This is a genomic window from Pseudomonas sp. Sample_11 (assembly GCF_004307505.1).
In the GTDB taxonomy this organism is placed as follows: domain Bacteria; phylum Pseudomonadota; class Gammaproteobacteria; order Pseudomonadales; family Pseudomonadaceae; genus Aquipseudomonas; species Aquipseudomonas atacamensis.
This window is the reverse complement of sequence record NZ_RCOD01000053.1, coordinates 65,750-83,210: the sequence shown is the minus strand read 5'-3', so window position 1 is coordinate 83,210 and position 17,461 is coordinate 65,750. Positions and strand designations below refer to the sequence as shown.

Genomic DNA, 17,461 nt, shown 5'->3' with positions numbered 1-17,461 from the left:
CTTGCCAGCGATGAGGCCCTGTCAGTCACTATAAATTTGCCTGAACCACCGCTATCGCTGGCAAGCCAGCTCCCACAGGTTTCTTTAGTGTTTGAGGAGGTGTATTTCAGCCAGTAATCCGCTACATTTTCCGGCCGCCCTCTGCATGGTGAATCCGCTTCATGTCTCTTGCGCTCGAACGTCTAGTCGCTGGCACGCCGATCCCTTTCGCTGGTAACCGCGTCACCGTGGTCAGCCCCGAACTGGCCGCGCGGTTTCAGCCCGGTGACCATTTGCTGGTCGAGCAGGTCAGTGGCGAGTTGTTGCTGATCCCCGTGGCCGATCAACAGGCCGCCTCGGTGGCAATCGAGCGTGCGGCTGCGGCATTCACAGCGTTGTCGGCGGTGTCCGATGAAGCCATCAGCCGGTTCTTCGATCTGTTTGCTCAGCGCCTGGAAAGTCCTGAATGCTGGACGCAGATCGAAGCCGCCAACCGCGCCGACATCGAACGGGCCAAGGCGCGCGGCCGCTCGACCACACGCTTGCTCGCTGATGAACGCATGCGCCGCGACATGATCGCCGGGCTGCGCGCGTGGCGTGATGCGCCACCGACCCGGGGCAAAGTGATCAGCAGTGTTGAGCACGATGGCTGGAAGGTTGAGCAAGTGGTCTCGCCGCTGGGCATCGTAGCCTTTGTCTTCGAAGGCCGACCCAACGTATTTGCCGACGCCGCCGGGGTGTTGCGCACCGGTAATACGGCTGTGCTGCGCATCGGCAGCGATGCGTTGGGCACTGCGCAAGCCATTGTCACTCACGCTTTGAACCCGGCGCTGGCCGAAGCCGGTTTGCCGGTGGGTGCGGTGTCGTTGGTCGAAAGCGTCAATCACGCCGCCGGCTGGGCGATGTTCGCCGATCGGCGTCTGTCGCTGGCGGTGGCGCGCGGCTCGGGCCGTGCGGTCAGTCAGTTGGGCAGCATCGCCCAGCAGGCCGGCACTGCCGTCAGCCTGCACGGCACCGGCGGCGCGTGGCTGATCGCCGACCGTGACGCCGACGCCACTCGCTTCGCGGCAGTGGTGCGCAACTCGCTGGACCGCAAGGTCTGCAACACCCTGAATGTCTGCCTGATTCAGCGCGAACGCGCCGATGAGCTGGTGCCGCTGTTCCTCGAAGCTTTGAAAGACGCCGGTACTGCGCGCGGCCAAGGCTGCAAATTGCACATCGTCGCGGGCAGTGAAAATTGCCTGCCAAGCGAATGGCAGAACGCAACAGTCGAGGTTTATCGCGCCGAGGGTTACCAGACCGAAGCGCTGGCCGAGTCTTTGCCCGAGTCGGAGCTGGGCCGCGAGTGGGAATGGGAAGAAACCCCGGAAGTCAGCCTGATGATTGTCGATGATCTGGATCAGGCGATTGCGCTGTTCAACCGTTACAGCCCGCAATTCACCGTGTCGTTGATCAGCGAGGCGGCGGCGGTTCAGGAACGTTTCTACAACGCAGTGAATGCGCCGTTCGTAGGCAACGGCATCACCCGTTGGGTCGATGGCCAGTACGCGTTGAACAAGCCGGAACTGGGCCTTTCGAACTGGGAGAGCGGGCGCCTGTTCGCGCGCAGTGCGATTCTTTCCGGCGATGGCGTGTTTACCGTGCGTAGCCGGATGACTCAGGTTGATCTCACGGTGAAACGCTGATCTGTTGATCGTTCCCACGCTCCGCGTGGGAATGCCTCTAGGGACGCTCCGCGTCCAGTGACGCAGAGCGTCACGGGCTGCGTTCCCACGCGGAGCGTGGGAACGATCATCGGCCGGCGCGTCAGGCTGCGTTGGAAGTCTTAGCGCTGATCGCGCAAGTCTCAGGTTGCTCGGCCAGCGGCACAAAGGTGCGACGATCAGAAGAGAGCGCGTCGATCGAACCGGTCTCGATGTCGTACACCCAACCATGCAGATTCAGCCGCCCTTGCTCCTGGGCCAGGCGCACACTCGGGTGGGTCTGGATATTCGCCAGTTGCGCGATCACATTCTCGCGCACCATCGAATTCAATTTCGCCGCGTCGCTGCCATGCACGCGCGCTTCGTTCATCACCTTCGCCGACTCGGCATGCTGTAGCCAGCCGCTGACGGCGGGCAGGTGATCCATGCATTTGCACTGGGCAATCGCCGTCATTGCGCCGCAATCGGAGTGGCCGCAAATCACGATATCGGTCACCCCCAGTACCGCCACCGCATACTCCACCGTCGCCGAGACCCCGCCCGGATGCGGGCTGTAGGAGGGCACGATATTGCCGGCGTTACGGATCACGAACAGTTCGCCGGGCTCTTGCTGGGTCAGCAACTCAGGCACCACACGGCTGTCGGAACAGGTGATGAACAGCGTGCCGGGTTGCTGAGTCGTGGCCAGATGTTTGAACAGTTCGCTGCGTTGCGGGAAGGCTTCGTTCTGGAATTTCAGGAAGCCGTCGATCAGGGCTTTCATGGCATGTCCTCGTGGCAGAAATGAGATGGCCCGCACGCAGGATGCGGGCCGGGCGCATCAGAACGGACGCAGCGGCAGGAACTTGCCGTCGAGCGTCACCACCGCGCGGGAGCCGCCTTCCGGGTCTTCGACTTTTTTGATGTCCAGTTTGAAGTTGATCGCGCTGATGATGCCGTCACCGAACTGTTCATGAACCAGTGCTTTCAGCGTGGTGCCGTAGATCTGGATCATTTCGTAAAAACGGTAGATGGTCGGATCGGTCGGCACGCCGCTGAGGCTGCCACGCAAAGGAATGATCTGCAGAGCGGCGACGTCATCGGCGTTGAGGTCAAGCTTGTCGCCGACCACTCGAGCAGCGTTTTCCGGCAGCGGATGCTGGCCGAGCAGGGCGGCGGTGACGTAGGCCAGGCTGAGGCCGGCGCCGTCAGCAAGATCCTGCCACGACAGATCTTTTTTCGCCTTGGCGTCGAGAACGCGGGTGGTCAGGGCCAGGCTGTTGTCGTTGTAGGCGTGGGACTGTTGCATGGTGTCACTCCTTTCAGGGGTTGGCTTGCTGTGTGTGGAAGCAATGTTGCGCCGGTCGATTCATAGCGTCCAAGACCGATATACAATGCTTCGCATAAGCCCTGCCTATAGATGGTGTCCTCATGCTGTTGCGACATTTGCGTTATTTGCTCGCCGTTGCCGATCACGGTGGCTTCACCCGCGCCGCCGAAGCGCTGCACGTGTCGCAGCCGACCCTGTCGCAACAGATCCGGCAACTGGAGGAGACCCTCGGCGTGAGCCTGTTCGATCGCACCTCGCGCACGGTGAAGCCGACGGATGCCGGCGTGGCTTACATCGAGTGCGCGCGGCGCGTGCTGGTGGAGCTGGAGGCCGGGCAGCGCGCCTTGCACGACGTGAAGGACTTGTCCCGCGGCACCCTGCGCCTGGCGATGACGCCGACGTTCATGGCGTATCTGGTCGGGCCGTTGGTGCGCGACTACGGGGCACGGTTTCCCGGGATTCATCTGGAAATCTTCGAATTGTCGATGGACGACATCGAGGCCGGGCTGGCGGATGACTCGCTGGATGTCGCGATCGCGTTTACCCCGGTGCGCAATGCCGATATCGAATGCATACCGGCGTTTACCGAGACGCTGGGGATCATGGTCGGGCCTGGGCATCCGCTCTATGACAGCCCTTCGGTGTTGACGTCGACGGAATTGGCTTCAATGGACTTCGCCTTGCTGGCGCCGGGCTTCATTACGCGGTTATTGGTGGATGAGTATTTCCGTGAGCACGGGATTACGCCGCAGGTGCGGATTGAAGTGAATTCGGTGAGTACGCTGCTGGAAGTGGTGCGGCATGCGCCGCTGGCGACAATGCTGCCCGAGGCGATTGCCAGCGAAGACCGCGCGTTGCGCCGCTTGCGGGTCGAAGGGGAGGCGCCACAGCGTGGCGCGGCGTTGTTGCGGCGCAGAAATAATTATCACAGTGCGGCGGCGTTGGCCTTTGTTGATCTTGTTCTGCAAACGCGTACGACATGAACAAGACCTGTGGGAGCGAGCCTGCTCGCGAATGTGGTGTGTCAGACACTGATGTTTGCGCCTGAAGACTGCATTCGCGAGCAGGCTCGCTCCCACAAAGTTGCAGGGTGAGTTCCGGATGTAAAAAGGCCTGCTTCATATCGAAGCAGGCCCTTTTTTACTGAAGCGTTATTCAATACAACCGATCAATCACCCGAACTTCATTCTGATTCTGCATCGAATCCCACGCCTGTTTCAGCGTCTGCAGCACATTGCCAATGAAGTCCTTGTCGGCCGCAGCTTTCTTGCCGACATAACCGTGGCCGCGGCGGTACATCTTCAGGCGGGCCAGCAGGTTCTGGTGGTTGCGGTCGAATTCCTCTTCGCCAGCGTGAGGCGACAGGCAGTCAATGTGTACCTGGCCCGACTTGCTGATCCAGAGAATATGGCTGTCGTGGCTGTCTTTCTGCGCCGCGAACATACGAGCCAGTTCTTCGATGGTGGGTTGATTGTTCAGATTCATTGTTATGCCCCTTGACCAGTCTGGTGATCTTTCAAAGTTGATTCGCTAATACAGGTAGCCCATCGGTTAGTTGATCCCTGGCACCGAAACCAGGACGTCAGCGCTCGCCCGTATGAAGTACGGGGTCATGCATCTGTTGCATGTAGTCGTGTTGAATAACTGCTACGCAATAGCGTCACAACGAGGAGAAGCAGCGAAAACCGGGAGGCTCCTTGACGACAATCCAGTGTCGGCCACAAGCGTCTTGAGAATTTTCGCCAGCGCTTCTCGTCCTTGTACTGGACGTTCAGGCCAGGTCAGCTTCTTCAATCTGCCTTGTGGGCAGCGTGTATCCGGAAAAAACAACTCGGCGGTCAGACGAGTTTGCTCAAGCGTGTTACCAGTGTTCCCGATCGGGGAACGTCTTCATCATGCAAAAGCAAAACGACGCCGTCAACGGTTTTGTAGTGATTATTTTCAAGCACTACATATTGTCGGACAAAGCTGTTTTGGAATGAGAAAAGATCCGTTTCGACAACGTCGAGAAGGGAACCGCGAGGGATTCAGCGAGTCGTCGGACGCGCCGTGCGTTTGCGCGTACCGGCGGCTTTGCTGGCCGTCGACTTACGCTTTTTTTTCCACGGCGCTGCGGCTTTGCCGGCAGGCGGCGGGCCGCTGATGGTCAGGCTGAGGGCTGAGCAGCGGCTGACCTGCTTGCTCATCCACGCAGCCTGTTTGGTGACGAATTCTTCCAGACTCATCTCGCCGCTCTGCACCATGTCCAGCGCCTGTTCCCAGATCGCCGTGGTGCCGGGATCGGCGATTGCCCGCGGCACCGCATCGATCAGGCTGAACGCGGCAGTTGTCGCCGCCAGTGCCTTGCCGTTCTTCACCAGATAACCACGATCCAGCAGCCCTTGGATGATCGATGCGCGGGTAGCTTCCGTGCCGATGCCGGTGGTGTCCTTGAGTTTCTGTTTGAGCAGCGGATCCTCGACCAGTTTGGCGACGTTCTTCATCGCCTTGATCAGATCGCCTTCGGTATAGGGTTTTGGTGGCTGCGTCCAAAGATCCTTGAGATTCACTTTCGCCACAGCGCATTCGACGCCTTGGCTGAGGGTCGGCAAAGTTTGCGGTGCTGGTGCTTCGCGGCCCCTGGCCGGTGCCAGTGCTTCGGGCAATGCGCGCTTCCAGCCCGCTTCGATGATCTGCTTGCCCACCGCGCGCAGGGCATGTCCGTTGCAATCGAAATCGGCCTGAGTGCGATCATATTCGTGATTGGGCAGGAACTGCGCCAGGTAGCGGGCGCGAATCAGCGTGTACACCGCGCGATGCTTGCCGGTCAGACGTTCGAGGTTCTTCGCGGCGATGGTGGGGATGATGCCGTGGTGAGCGCTGACCTTGTCGTCATTCCAGGCTCGCGAGCGCCGCTGCGGTTCGAGAAAACCCTGCAACACTTCAAGGCTCGGATCGGCCTGACGCAATGCGGTGAGGATCGATGGCGCCTCACTGTGTTGGCTCAACGGCAGAAAGCCGCAATCACTGCGCGGATAGGTGATGACTTTGTAGGTTTCGTAAAGGGCCTGGGCGATGTCGAGGGTCTCCTGCGCGCCAAGGCCAAGCTTCTTCGAGCAGACTTCCTGCAAGGTGCCGAGATCGAAGGGCAGGGGCGCGACTTCGCGCATGCGCTCGGTTTTCAGCTTGATCACCCGTGCGCTGTCTGCACTGCTGATCGCCGCTGCCGCTTGCTGCGCCAAGGCCTGATTCAAGCAGCGATCCTGATCATCACAAACGTCTGATGATGCGCGCCATTGCGCGCTAAACGCTGTGCCGTTGTGCAGCAGTTCCACATCGATTGCCCAGAACGGTACGGGGACGAAATCGGCGATGCTGCGGTCGCGGTCGACCACCAGTCGCAGGGTGGGCGTTTGTACTCGTCCTACCGGCAACACGCCCTGATAACCCGATTGACGGCCCAGCAAGGTGAACAACCGACTCATGTTCATGCCGATCAGCCAGTCCGCCCGCGAACGGCCCAGCGCCGAGTGATACAGGCTGAACGTTTCTGCTCCGGGCTTCAGCGCGCCCAGTGCCTTGCGAATCGACGCTTCGTCGAGTGCCGACAGCCACAAACGGCGGATCGGCCCGCGATAGCGGCAGTGCTCGACCAGTTCCCGGGCGATCATCTCGCCCTCACGGTCGGCGTCGGTGGCGATGATCAGTTCGCTGGCCTCGCCAAGCAGACGCTTCACCGCTTTGTACTGGCTGGCGGTGCGCGGCTTGACGGTCATTTTCCATTTGTCGGGAATGATCGGCAGATCCGCCAGCACCCAGCGCTTGTAGCGCGCGTCGTAGGCATCCGGCGGGGCTGTTTCGAGCAAATGGCCGATGCACCAGGTCACTGTGACGCCCGTCCCCAACCAGCAGCCGTCGCCGCGCCGTTTGGCGCCGAGCACGGCCGCAATGTCTTTGGCCTGGGAAGGTTTTTCACAGAGGTACAGCCGCATAGCTACCATCGCTGGTTGGTTTGTGGGAGCGCACAGGATGGCTGGAGTCTGCGGCGCGAGCAACTTTTATCTGTATGGATATACAGATAAAACCATTGCCAAAGATTTTCGCCGTTCGGCTGCAATCTCAACCAGACCCGAGCCCATCAGCTATACCTGAACCGGTCTCTTCGCTGTGCTCAGGAGAACCTCATGAAAAGCCCCAGTCCCGTGATCAGCCTGGAACAACTTGCCGGCTGCCTGCTGGTGAAGTTCCACGGCATCCAGGTCGCCGCGTCCTCTCACGCGATGATCCTCAACGAAGCCAACTATCCGCCGGTGTACTACATCCCGCGCGAAGACATCGACGAAAAATACTTCGCCCGCACCGACCACACCAGCTATTGCCCGTACAAGGGCGACGCCAACTATTTCAGCCTGCAAGTGCCCGGACATGAGGGTGCCAACGCGGTGTGGACTTACGAAAACCCGAAGGTCTCCGTCGCACCGATCCGCGACTACGTGGCCTTTTATCCGGACCAGGTGAAATTCGAAGTGATCAAGGCGGACGCCTGAGCAAAAAAATGGCGAGAGAATCGCTTCCCTCGCCATTGTGTCAGCGGGTTTTTCAGTTCTTGTCGAGATCGATATTCTTCGTCTCACGCAGACAGATCATCCCCACCACCAGGCTCACCCCGGTGATCAGCACCGGATACCACAGCCCGTAGAAAATATCCCCGGTGTACACCACCAGCGCAAATGACACGGTGGGCAGGAAGCCGCCAAACCAGCCGTTGCCGATGTGGTAGGGCAGCGACATCGAGGTGTAGCGAATGCGCGTCGGGAACAGTTCGACCATCAACGCGGCCAGCGGGCCGTAGCACATGGCCGAGATGATGATCAGGGCGACGATCAGGGCGACGATCATCGGTTTGTTGATCTGCTGCATATCGGCTTGTTGCGGGTAGCCGGCGAGGGTGATCGCGCCGCGCAGTGCCGCCTCATCGAAACCATCCAGCTTCACGTCACCGACACTCACTTGCACGGCGCTGCCCGCAGGTGCAGCGACACTGGAGTAGGGCAGGCCTTGCTTGACCAGGAAGGTCTTGACCTTGTCGCACGGACTGTCGAATTTGGCCTTGCCCACCGGATCGAACTGGAAGGTGCAAGTGGCGGGGTCGGCGAGGACGGTGATCGGCGCCTGACGGCTGGCCTGATCGATTGCCGGGTTGGCGTAGTGGGCCAGGGATTTGAAGATCGGGAAGTACAGCGCGGTGGCCAGCAGCAGGCCGAGCATCAGCACCGGTTTGCGCCCGACCTTGTCCGACAGCCAGCCGAAAAAGATGAAGAACGGCGCGCCGATCACCACGCTGATGATCAGCAGACTGTTGGCCACCGCCGGGTCCATTTTCAGGAACTGGGTGAGGAAGAACAGCACATAGAACTGCGCAGCGTAAAAGGTCACCGCTTGCCCGGCGTTGATGCTGAACAGCGCGATCAGCACGACTTTGAGGTTTTCCCATTTGCCGAAGGATTCGCGGATCGGTGCCTTCGAGGTTTTGCCTTCTTCCTTCATCTTCAGATAGGCCGGCGACTCGTGCAGGCTCAGGCGAATCCAGGTGGAAATACCCAGCAGCACGATCGACAGCAGGAACGGAATGCGCCAGCCCCACACCTCAAACTGGTCGCCGGTGAAGTAGCGGCAACCGAGCACTACCAGCAGCGAGAGCAACAGGCCGAGGGTCGCGGTGGATTGAATCCAGCTGGTGTGGAAGCCACGTTTGCCGATAGGCGCGTGTTCGGCCACGTAGGTCGCCGCACCGCCGTATTCGCCACCGAGCGCCAGGCCCTGAAGCATGCGCAGCACCACCAGAATGATCGGCGCGGCAATGCCGATGCTGGCGTAGGTCGGCAGCAGGCCGACGCAGAACGTCGCCACGCCCATCAGAACGATCGTCGCCAGAAAGGTGTATTTGCGCCCGATCATGTCGCCCAGGCGGCCGAATACCAGCGCACCGAACGGCCGAACGATGAAGCCGGCGGCGAATGCCATCAGCGCGAAAATGAATGCCGTGGTGTCGTTGACCCCGGCGAAGAACTGCTTGCTGATCACCGCCGCGAGGGCGCCGTAGAGGAAGAAGTCATACCACTCGAACACCGTCCCGAGTGACGAGGCGAAGATGACTTTCTGCGTGGCGTTGCTGGTCTCGGCGCTGCCCGCAGCGTCCAGCGGCTGAACGTGTTCTGACATATCGGTATCCCTCACAGTGATTGTTTTTGTTGTTCCACTGGTGTTGCGTGTCCGGTAATGCGCGATGCCTTGAATTTAACGCGGTGTTCTGTAGGAGCTGCCGAAGGCTGCGATCTTTTGATTTTGTTTTAGATCTGAAAAAACCAAAGTCAAAAGATCGCAGCCTTCGGCAGCTCCTACCGGGTCTGAGCCAATTCCAGTTTTGGGGTGTTGCTCCTGGTGTTGGGTTTGAGCATGAGTTGTGCCGCCTTCTCGGCAATCATCAGCGTAGGCGAACAGGTATTGCCCGAGGTAATTCTCGGCATGATCGACGCATCGGCAACGCGCAGACCCGGCACGCCATGCACGCGCAATTGCGCATCGACCACCGCGTCACCGTCGTTGCCCATGCGACAGGTGCCGACCGGATGGAAAATCGTCGTGCCGATTTTCGCCGCCGCTTCATGCAATTGTTCTTCGCTTTGCAAGCTGTCGCCGGGCAGGTATTCGACCGGTTTGAACGCTTGCAGGGCAGGGGCGCTGACGATGCGCCGGGTCAGGCGAATCGCATCGGCGGCGACGCGCAGGTCTTCTGGATGGCTGAGGTAATTGGGCTGAATCAGCGGCGCCGCTTGCGGATCGGCGGAGCGGATCTCGATGCGCCCACGGCTCTGCGGGCGCAAGTCGCACACCGAGGCGGTGAACGCCGGGAAGCTGTGCAACGGCTCGCCAAAGCGCTCCAGCGACAGCGGCTGCACGTGATATTGCAGGTTCGCCGAGGTTTGCTCAGGACCGGAGCGGGCAAACGCGCCCAACTGGCTCGGCGCCATCGACAACGGCCCGCTGCGATCGTACAGATAACGCAGGCCCATGCCCATCTTGCCCCACACGCTGCCGGCGATCTGGTTCAGGGTACGGGCGTTTTCCAGCTTGTAGATCAGGCGCAGTTGCAGGTGATCCTGCAGGTTGCCGCCGACCCCCGGCAGCTCATGAATCACGCCTATCCCTAAGCGTTCGAGCAGCGGCCGCGGACCGATGCCGGAGCGCTGCAGAATGCTCGGCGAGCCGACCGAGCCGGCGCACAAAACAATCTCCTTGCGCGCCTTGAAATGTCTGGTCTGGCCTTCATGCTGCGCGCTGACTTTCGCCGCGCGGCCATTCTCCAGCAAGACACGATCAACCTCGACGCCGGTCAGCACAGTCAGGTTCGCCCGGCTGCGCAGCGGTTTCAAAAAGGCCTTGGCCGCGTTCCAGCGCACCCCGGCTTTCTGGTTGACCTGAAAGTAACCGCAGCCCTCGTTGTCGCCCTGGTTGAAGTCATTGATGCTGGCGATGCCGCTCTGCTCGGCAGCGCTGCGAAAGGCATCCAGAATCGGCCACGACAGGCGCTGCTGCTCGACCCGCCATTCACCCTGATCGCCATGAAATTCAGCGCCGCCGGCAAAGTGGTTTTCGCTCTGTTTGAACAGCGGCAGCACGTCTTTCCAGGCCCAGCCCGGATTGCCCGCTGCCGCCCAGCCGTCATAGTCGCCGGCCTGGCCGCGCATGTAGATCATGCCGTTGATCGACGAACAGCCGCCCAGCACCTTGCCGCGCGGATAACTCAGCGCGCGGCCATTGAGGCCCGGTTGTTGTTCGGTTTTGAAGCACCAGTCGGTGCGCGGGTTACCGATGCAGAACAGGTAACCCACAGGAATATGAATCCAGGCGTAGTTGTCGCGTCCGCCGGCTTCGAGCAGCAACACCCGTTGCCGTGGATCCGCTGAGAGCCGGTTGGCCAGCAAGCAACCGGCGGGGCCGGCGCCGACCACGATGTAGTCGTATTCATCCAGGGACGTCTGCATGCCCTGACCTCGCTTTTTGTTTTTATTGTCGGACACTCTAGTTGTTAGCTTTCGTTAAAAGAATGTTAGTTTTTGCGCAGCCGCTGTGCGTTTTCAAACAGCCCGAAGTGACGACAGCTGACAAGGACCTGCCATGTTCGACTGGAACGACCTGCGCTTTTTTCTCGAGCTGCAACGCAGCGGCCGCCTGCTCACCGCCGCGCGCCGGCTCAACACCACCCATGCGACAGTGGCGCGGCATATTGAATCGATCGAGAAAAGCCTCGGCACGGCGCTGTTCGTCCAGCACGCCCAAGGCTATGAAATGACCCCGGCGGGAGAGGCCTTGCTCAAGCACGCCGAGGCGATGGAAAACGTCGCGCTGCTGGCGCAGGAAGAAATCACCCAGTCCACCGCGCCGCTGGGCAAGATCCGTGTCGGCGTCACCGAAGGACTTGGCATCAAATTCCTCGCCAGTCGCATGATCGGCTTGTTCGAGCGCTATCCCGGGCTGGAAGTGGAACTGGTCGCCGTGCCGCGCTTTGTCAGCATCCTCAACCGCGAAGCGGAAATCAGTATCCACCTTGAACGGCCATCCGCCGACATGCTGGTCACGCGCAAACTCACCGACTATCGACTCGCGTTGTATGCCAGCCAAACCTACCTCGACAACGCACCGCCGCTGCACAGCCGTGAAGACCTGGGCCGGCATGCGTGGATCGGTTACGTTGACGACCTGCTGTTCAGTCAGGAACTGATGTTCCTCAACAGCTTCTGCCGTAGCCCGCGCGTGGTGTTTCACAGCACCAGCGTCATTGCCCAACAGGAAGCGGCGCGCTCGGGATTGGGCATCGCCGTGCTGCCATGCTACATGGCCGCGTCCGACCCGGATCTGGTGGCACTGTTGCCGGATGAAAGCATCGAGCGCAGCTACTGGATCAGCACCCGCCGGGAGCTGCATAAATCGGTGCGGCTGCGGGTGGTCTGGGATTATGTGGTGGGGTTGTGTGAGGCCGAGCAGGGGCTTTTACGCGGTTAAACCTGGCGCATCCAAATCCCCCTGTGGGAGCGAGCCTGCTCGCACTAATGCTCCATCGCTGGCACACCGCCACGGCTTGCACCGCCCCCTCCCGGCTGTCACCCTTCTGGCCGTTCTTCAAGGATCAGAAGGAATCAAGGATTGAGTGGCTACGTTCCAAACCCGCCGAAAAACTATCGCTACGAAGAAGCCAAACCCGTCGACATACACGCCCAGCATTGGGCCGAGTATGAGAAGCATGGGAAAGAGGCTGCGCGCGAGCCTGAGAAAATCGGGATTGCGTTGAGGATCGGGGTGTTCTTTGATGGCACGGGCAACAATGCGAACAACTCTGCTGCGGGGTTGTTGTGTGGTGCTCAGTATCCGATTGCCCCTGAGGATATCGATGCCAGTTGCAAGCCCTATATGCGCAATCCAGATAGTAGCTATGCCAATGAAACAACCAACGTGTACAAACTGAGCGAACTGTACTTCGCACCTCAGAAAGCCGAAGGAGACGGCTCGCACAAGCGGGCGTTTCGCAGGGTGTACATAGAGGGGATTGGCACTCAATCGGGAGAAGAGGACAGTACATTCGGAGCGGGCACGGGCCGCGGAGACACGGGTATAGCGGGTCGTGTCCAACAATCATTTAGCGAGATCAAATCGCGTATTGAAGATGTAATTAACGAAAATCCAAACAGTGAAATTACCTCGCTGACTTTCGATACGTTCGGATTTAGTCGCGGCGCAGCTGCCGCGAGGCATTTTGCCAATGCAGTAGTCCGCGGAAAACAAGGGCCACTCGGAGATGTATTGCGCAACAATGCGAGCGACTTTAGTCGCACCTTCATCGATCAGTACCAAGGCAGCATCAACATGGGATTCATCGGGCTGTTCGACACTGTGCCGTCGGTTGCTGGCTGGTCGAATTTTGGCAACGTTAAAAGTCCTGTGGCCACGGGTATCAAGCTCTACCTCGACCGGCGGTTTTTTACTGACGTCGTTCAGCTGTCGGCGCGGGACGAATATCGCGCTAATTTTGCATTGAGTCGCGTTAAAGCCGACCACTTGGAAGTCATTCTTCCTGGGGTGCATTCCGACATCGGCGGCGGTTACCGCGATGACATTGAAGAGTGTGTACTCGTCAGTCCAATGCAAACGCTTGAGGTATCGAAGTTTACCGATGTATCTACTACGTCGATCTACCGCGATGCCATGGTCATTAAAAATGAGTGGATCTCAAGGGGGTGGCCCGAAGATCTGCTGGAAATTGTTACGCCGGACGCGCTTCTCCTGCCCGTGGATCAACAGGACCGGCTCAGTCCCCGTAGAAAGCGCGTTTATGCGGCTCTGCAACTCAAACGTCCCGTAAGCGGGTTGTTGTCGAGGGTATATCTTCGGGTGATGCATAGCTTGGCAAAAGAGAAGGGGGTTCGCTTCGATGATATTCCAGCCACGGCTGCTTTGGCGGTTCCGTCAGAGCTTCAGGCGTTGTGCGACCGATTTGTCGCAGGTGACTACACCACAACTCAGCAAGAGGAGAACCTGCTGAGGTTGAAATACATTCACATGTCCGCAAATTGGAATCACCCTCTTGGAAGAAGAGACGGCAGCGGAGTCCGCGCCGTCTATATCAATGCGCCCACCGCAGACGCGATTCGCGTGCAGCATCCTCACGTACCTGACTGGACTCTTTGGTAATGAAATTATTTGTCGCCCTGTTACTTGGCGTATGCATAACGGGTTGCCAGTCTTCTGATCTGCTCTCAGCCAAGAGCGATCCAAAGTCGAAATGGTGGGAGCTGGCTTTCACTGAGCCCGATTACATGAAGGTATGGGTGGAGGACAGTTCGGTGCAGGACATGACCGGCAGAGTTTTCTTTAGAACCGGTGGAGGGACTGCTGCGGGCGGAGAGCCTGAAGACGGTACTGACTCTGCTCGCGGCTGGAAAGGGGTGGGGGGCAGCGGTAAAAGAGTGGTGGGGGCCGATCTACCCATTCGTATCTATGTTCGCTGGCAATCAATCGTTGAACAGAAAACGTGGCAAGCGTGGGTGGATATTCCAGAGAATGCCAGACAGATAATGGTGACTTCTACCAGTCAACGGTGCCCCGAGAGACCTGACAGGACAGCACGCTTCATGGCCTCTGTTTACTTGGGACTTGCTCCGGGCGGGGTTGTTCAGGTGTGGGTGAGAGACTCATGTCATCGACCGATAAAGGTTGCTCGAGCGCAAGGCGAGATTGAGCCGCTAGGGCCGGAGCTTGGGAAAAACGGTGGACGCTACGCCTATCCCGTCAGCGAAAAGTCCAAGCGCTATATCGAGAAATTCGGCATTCCATACGGAAGTTGGTAAGCGCTGACGCCGTGAGTCGTCCACTGTGCCGCCGCGCGCAATGTCGATTCACGGCTGCCAGTGCACTGATCCGCTACCGGCTCTTTTGGTGAATAAACAACTCACCTCAAATCAAAACCTCAAACGCCGCACTCCCCAGCACCTCTCCATTAACCATCACCTGCACCCCATGTCGCCCGGCAAAATGCTTGCGCGTCGTAAAATCCTTGATGACTTGATTCCGTCGCACTACCTCAGTCCCGAAACCCGCTAATGCCAGAGTCTTCAACTTGAAAACCTTCCTCGAAACCCCGCCATTTGCCTTCACATACTCAATCGCATAATCAATCACCAGCCTTTGCTCGTGCGCCACCATGGACTTCACCGTAAACGACAAAGTAATCGCTTCCCCCAACCTCACCACCGCCGGCTCGACCTGCACATCCAACAACTCAACCTCAGCCTTCGCCCCTGCGCCAATCACCGTCAGCGCGCGCACGTCGCCCTGTTTGATCAAACTGCGCAGCGCATGCTTGGCAATCCAGGCCGTGTGCTTGTTCTCCAGCGACCAACCTTCAATCGTGTCCAACACCCACTCCGGATGCACCTTCGTCACATCATTCAAATGATTTGCCACGGACTTGCGCACGTACAAGCTCTCATCCGCCTTCAACCGATCCAGTATCCCGGCGGCCAGCTGCGGATCAGCCTGCACCGCTTCCAGGCGGAACGACCACGGCAGGCGAGGGCGGCTGCCTTCGCTGGCTAGGCGGCGGACGTGGTGGTTTTCGTCTCGGGTCCAGTCGTGCATTCGTTCCAGCGAGCGCTCGAGGTCGCTGCGCAAAAAGTAGCGGATGGCGAATTCGGAGGAGCCGAAGGTGGTGAAGTACTTCAGCGCGTCCATTGAGGTGTCGAACGCATGGGCGCCGTAGCTCGCGACGTAATGCGGCAGGCACATGCTGACGAAGCCGCTGTTCAGCCGTGGCGCGAGTTCGAACAGCACTTCGAGGGAATCTTCGTAGTCCAGCGGCAGCACGGCATGCAGGCTTTCGCTGACACGCGCCATGCGTTGCATTACTGACAGTTCAGCGAGTCCGTCCTGGGCGTGTTTGAGAAACGCCTTGGCCTTGAACGCCGGGTACACCGCGCTCATTTCGTCAGCGATGTGCTGCAAGCGCTCGGCGTTGAAGATTTCCTTTAACGCCGGGGCGGCGGTGTCGTTGGAGCTCATGATCAGTTCATCGGTGTGCTGATGAACGCATCGGTGCCTTCTGCGTAGGCGGTGTACTCGGCGATACGCGCAAAGCGTGTTGCGTCGATCTGATCGGGTACGACGAGTTCGGTGAAGCTCCAGGCAACCGCCAGGCTTATGCCGGTCTGGGCGAGGGAGCCGTCGACAGGCAAGTCACTGTGTTCAAGTTCTTTTTCCAGTGCGGTAAACGCGGCGGCGAGCTGGCCTTCGACGCGTTCGACCCACGGCTGATATTGAATGTCGGCCGGGCGCAGGTTGCGTTCGTAGTAGAGCTGCACGGCTTTTTCGCAGGCGGCGAGGCTGAGGCCGATCAGACGCAGGGCGTGGGCGCGTTGTTTGAGATCGCTGGGCAGCAGGCTCTTGCCGGAACTGGCTTCGAGGTAGTCGAGGATGAGGGTCGAGTCCATCAGGACCACGCCGTCGTCGAGGATCAGCGTGGGCGCTTTGACCACCGGGTTGATCTGCTGGAATTGCTCGAAGTGGCGGAACACCGAGACCGACTCGTGTTCGAGGTCAATCCCCAGGCATTTGGCGGAGATTGCTACGCGGCGCACGTAAGGGGAGTCGAGCATGCCGATCAGTTTCATGACGCGTTCCTTCAAGTCGAACCGGTGGGAACGCATAACCTAGCCGAGCCTGAGACAATTGTCAGTCGTCGAATCCGGGTTGTTCGTGAATCTCATCGACATTCAGTTCCAGCCGATAGGCCACCGCCACAAACAGCGCCTGGCACAAACATAGCGTCGCACTCAGCGAACGAAACGCCAGCGCACTGCCTTCATTGACCAGCAACACGCTGTTGGCAAGTTTTGCCAGTGGCGACAGAGGGCTGTCGGTAATGATCAGGGCATTGGCGTTCTGCTGTTGTGCGAATCGCAGGCAGTGCTGGGTTTCCTTGGCGTAGGGTACAAAACTGATGGCGATGACCAGGTCGTTGGCGCGCACGCTGCGCATTTGCTCGCGATAGCTGCCGCCGATGCCGGAAACCAGATGAATGCGTTTCTGCGTATGTTGCAAGTTGTAAACCAGATAATCGGCGACGGCGAACGAACGTCGTACCCCGACAACATAAATGTCGTCGGCATTGACGATGAGATCGACGGCCATATCGAACGCCACCTCGTCCAGTTCGCGGCCCAAGCGTTCGATGCCCGAGAGCGTTGCGTCGATGCATTCGCGGGCCAGGTCGCCGCTGTTGGCGGTCTGCGAGTTGTTGGCGATCAGGCTGCGGATGCGTTGCTGATAGTTTTGCGCTGGCGTGGTTTTGTGCGTCCAGGCCTGGCGGAACAGCGCCTGCATCTCGCTGAAGCCGCTGAACCCGAAACGTTGCGAGAAACGCACAATGGCTGACGGGTGCACTTCGCACTCGCGGGCGATATCGCTGATGCGCTCGACCATGATTCGCTCGCTCTGCTGGCTGATGTAGCTGGCGACGCGTTTGAGCTGGCGCGGCAGGGCGTCGTACTCTTCGCTGATCATTTGCAGCAGGCGCTCGGCGTTGGCCGGCGGGCTGGCGAAGGAAATTTCGTCTGTGGCCGGCAGAGCGGGGCGGGGCATGGGCAGCATCCTTCAGGCGAGTTGAGCACGCGGTGGGCCTGATAATAGAAGGGCTGCGTAAGCTCTGCCGGGCTGAAACGATGCACCTTGCGAGAATAATCCCGGCTGTCGCTGGCGGGATGGTTAGCCGTTTGTCTTCTATATACAGCCGCTGGACTGAATTTCTTGCTATAAACGCACTCCGATGGCCGTGTGAAGACTGTGTCAGAGCAGTTTCCAGGTCCTGTCGGACAAATTCCCTGTATTTACAGTTGCTGAGGTCTTGATCGGGCCTTAGACTGCCGCCCCTCGTAAATTGAGT

Annotated in this window: 15 protein-coding genes; 6 read left to right on the top strand and 9 right to left on the bottom strand. The window is 59.3% G+C overall.

Annotation, left to right across the window (positions count from 1 at the left end):
* Positions 1 to 161: 161 nt before the first annotated feature.
* Positions 162 to 1,664 carry an aldehyde dehydrogenase family protein gene (locus D8U60_RS15585; RefSeq protein WP_130900441.1) on the top strand — a complete coding sequence of 501 codons (1,503 nt, stop codon included), beginning with the start codon at positions 162 to 164 and terminating at the stop codon, positions 1,662 to 1,664.
* Positions 1,665 to 1,785: 121 nt separating this feature from the next.
* Here D8U60_RS15585 and D8U60_RS15580 read toward each other — a convergent pair whose 3' ends face one another.
* Positions 1,786 to 2,445, bottom strand: a complete 660-nt coding sequence (locus tag D8U60_RS15580; RefSeq protein ID WP_130900440.1) for a carbonic anhydrase — start codon at positions 2,443 to 2,445, stop codon at positions 1,786 to 1,788.
* 57 nt (positions 2,446 to 2,502) lie between these two features.
* Entirely contained in the window at positions 2,503 to 2,970 is a 468-nt protein-coding gene (gene cynS / locus D8U60_RS15575) for a cyanase (RefSeq protein ID WP_130900439.1), read from the bottom strand.
* Positions 2,971 to 3,092: 122 nt separating this feature from the next.
* On the opposite strand from cynS, the gene cynR reads away from it, so the two are divergent.
* Positions 3,093 to 3,974: a transcriptional regulator CynR gene (gene cynR / locus D8U60_RS15570; RefSeq protein ID WP_130900438.1), complete on the top strand. Its 882-nt coding sequence runs from the start codon at positions 3,093 to 3,095 to the stop codon at positions 3,972 to 3,974.
* Positions 3,975 to 4,146: 172 nt separating this feature from the next.
* Here the strand turns inward: cynR and D8U60_RS15565 are convergent, their stop codons facing one another.
* Positions 4,147 to 4,476 carry a hypothetical protein gene (locus D8U60_RS15565; RefSeq protein WP_130900437.1) on the bottom strand — a complete coding sequence of 110 codons (330 nt, stop codon included), beginning with the start codon at positions 4,474 to 4,476 and terminating at the stop codon, positions 4,147 to 4,149.
* Between the two features lie 542 nt (positions 4,477 to 5,018).
* The gene (locus tag D8U60_RS15560) at positions 5,019 to 6,962 is read right to left on the bottom strand and encodes a DNA topoisomerase III (RefSeq protein ID WP_130900436.1); all 1,944 of its coding nucleotides are present in this window, start codon (positions 6,960 to 6,962) and stop codon (positions 5,019 to 5,021) included.
* Positions 6,963 to 7,154: 192 nt separating this feature from the next.
* Between D8U60_RS15560 and D8U60_RS15555 the strand changes: the two genes are divergently transcribed.
* Positions 7,155 to 7,517: a DUF427 domain-containing protein gene (locus D8U60_RS15555; RefSeq protein WP_110601039.1), complete on the top strand. Its 363-nt coding sequence runs from the start codon at positions 7,155 to 7,157 to the stop codon at positions 7,515 to 7,517.
* Positions 7,518 to 7,569: 52 nt separating this feature from the next.
* Here the strand turns inward: D8U60_RS15555 and D8U60_RS15550 are convergent, their stop codons facing one another.
* Together D8U60_RS15550 and D8U60_RS15545 are read right to left on the bottom strand one after the other, a co-directional pair.
* Complete coding sequence (locus D8U60_RS15550; protein WP_122881399.1) at positions 7,570 to 9,192, bottom strand: MFS transporter; 1,623 nt, start codon at positions 9,190 to 9,192, stop codon at positions 7,570 to 7,572.
* A gap of 176 nt (positions 9,193 to 9,368) precedes the next feature.
* Positions 9,369 to 11,015 carry a GMC family oxidoreductase N-terminal domain-containing protein gene (locus D8U60_RS15545; RefSeq protein WP_130900435.1) on the bottom strand — a complete coding sequence of 549 codons (1,647 nt, stop codon included), beginning with the start codon at positions 11,013 to 11,015 and terminating at the stop codon, positions 9,369 to 9,371.
* A gap of 133 nt (positions 11,016 to 11,148) precedes the next feature.
* On the opposite strand from D8U60_RS15545, the gene D8U60_RS15540 reads away from it, so the two are divergent.
* From D8U60_RS15540 to D8U60_RS15530, 3 genes are all read left to right on the top strand, one after another.
* Positions 11,149 to 12,033, top strand: coding sequence for a LysR family transcriptional regulator (locus D8U60_RS15540; protein ID WP_016775104.1), 885 nt, complete (start codon positions 11,149 to 11,151; stop codon positions 12,031 to 12,033).
* 141 nt (positions 12,034 to 12,174) lie between these two features.
* Positions 12,175 to 13,716, top strand: a complete 1,542-nt coding sequence (locus tag D8U60_RS15535) for a DUF2235 domain-containing protein (RefSeq protein ID WP_130900434.1) — start codon at positions 12,175 to 12,177, stop codon at positions 13,714 to 13,716.
* Complete coding sequence (locus D8U60_RS15530; RefSeq protein ID WP_122700346.1) at positions 13,716 to 14,372, top strand: DUF2931 family protein; 657 nt, start codon at positions 13,716 to 13,718, stop codon at positions 14,370 to 14,372. The genes D8U60_RS15535 and D8U60_RS15530 overlap by 1 nt, the downstream gene beginning before the upstream one ends.
* Positions 14,373 to 14,478: 106 nt before the next feature.
* Here D8U60_RS15530 and D8U60_RS15525 read toward each other — a convergent pair whose 3' ends face one another.
* The 3 genes from D8U60_RS15525 to D8U60_RS15515 form a co-directional block, all read right to left on the bottom strand.
* Positions 14,479 to 15,582 (bottom strand): DNA alkylation repair protein, encoded by a 1,104-nt coding sequence (locus D8U60_RS15525; protein WP_122700345.1) that lies wholly within the window; start codon positions 15,580 to 15,582, stop codon positions 14,479 to 14,481.
* Between the two features lie 2 nt (positions 15,583 to 15,584).
* Positions 15,585 to 16,190: a glutathione S-transferase gene (locus D8U60_RS15520; protein WP_130900433.1), complete on the bottom strand. Its 606-nt coding sequence runs from the start codon at positions 16,188 to 16,190 to the stop codon at positions 15,585 to 15,587.
* A gap of 61 nt (positions 16,191 to 16,251) precedes the next feature.
* Positions 16,252 to 17,160 carry a MurR/RpiR family transcriptional regulator gene (locus D8U60_RS15515; RefSeq protein ID WP_130900432.1) on the bottom strand — a complete coding sequence of 303 codons (909 nt, stop codon included), beginning with the start codon at positions 17,158 to 17,160 and terminating at the stop codon, positions 16,252 to 16,254.
* Positions 17,161 to 17,461: the final 301 nt, after the last annotated feature.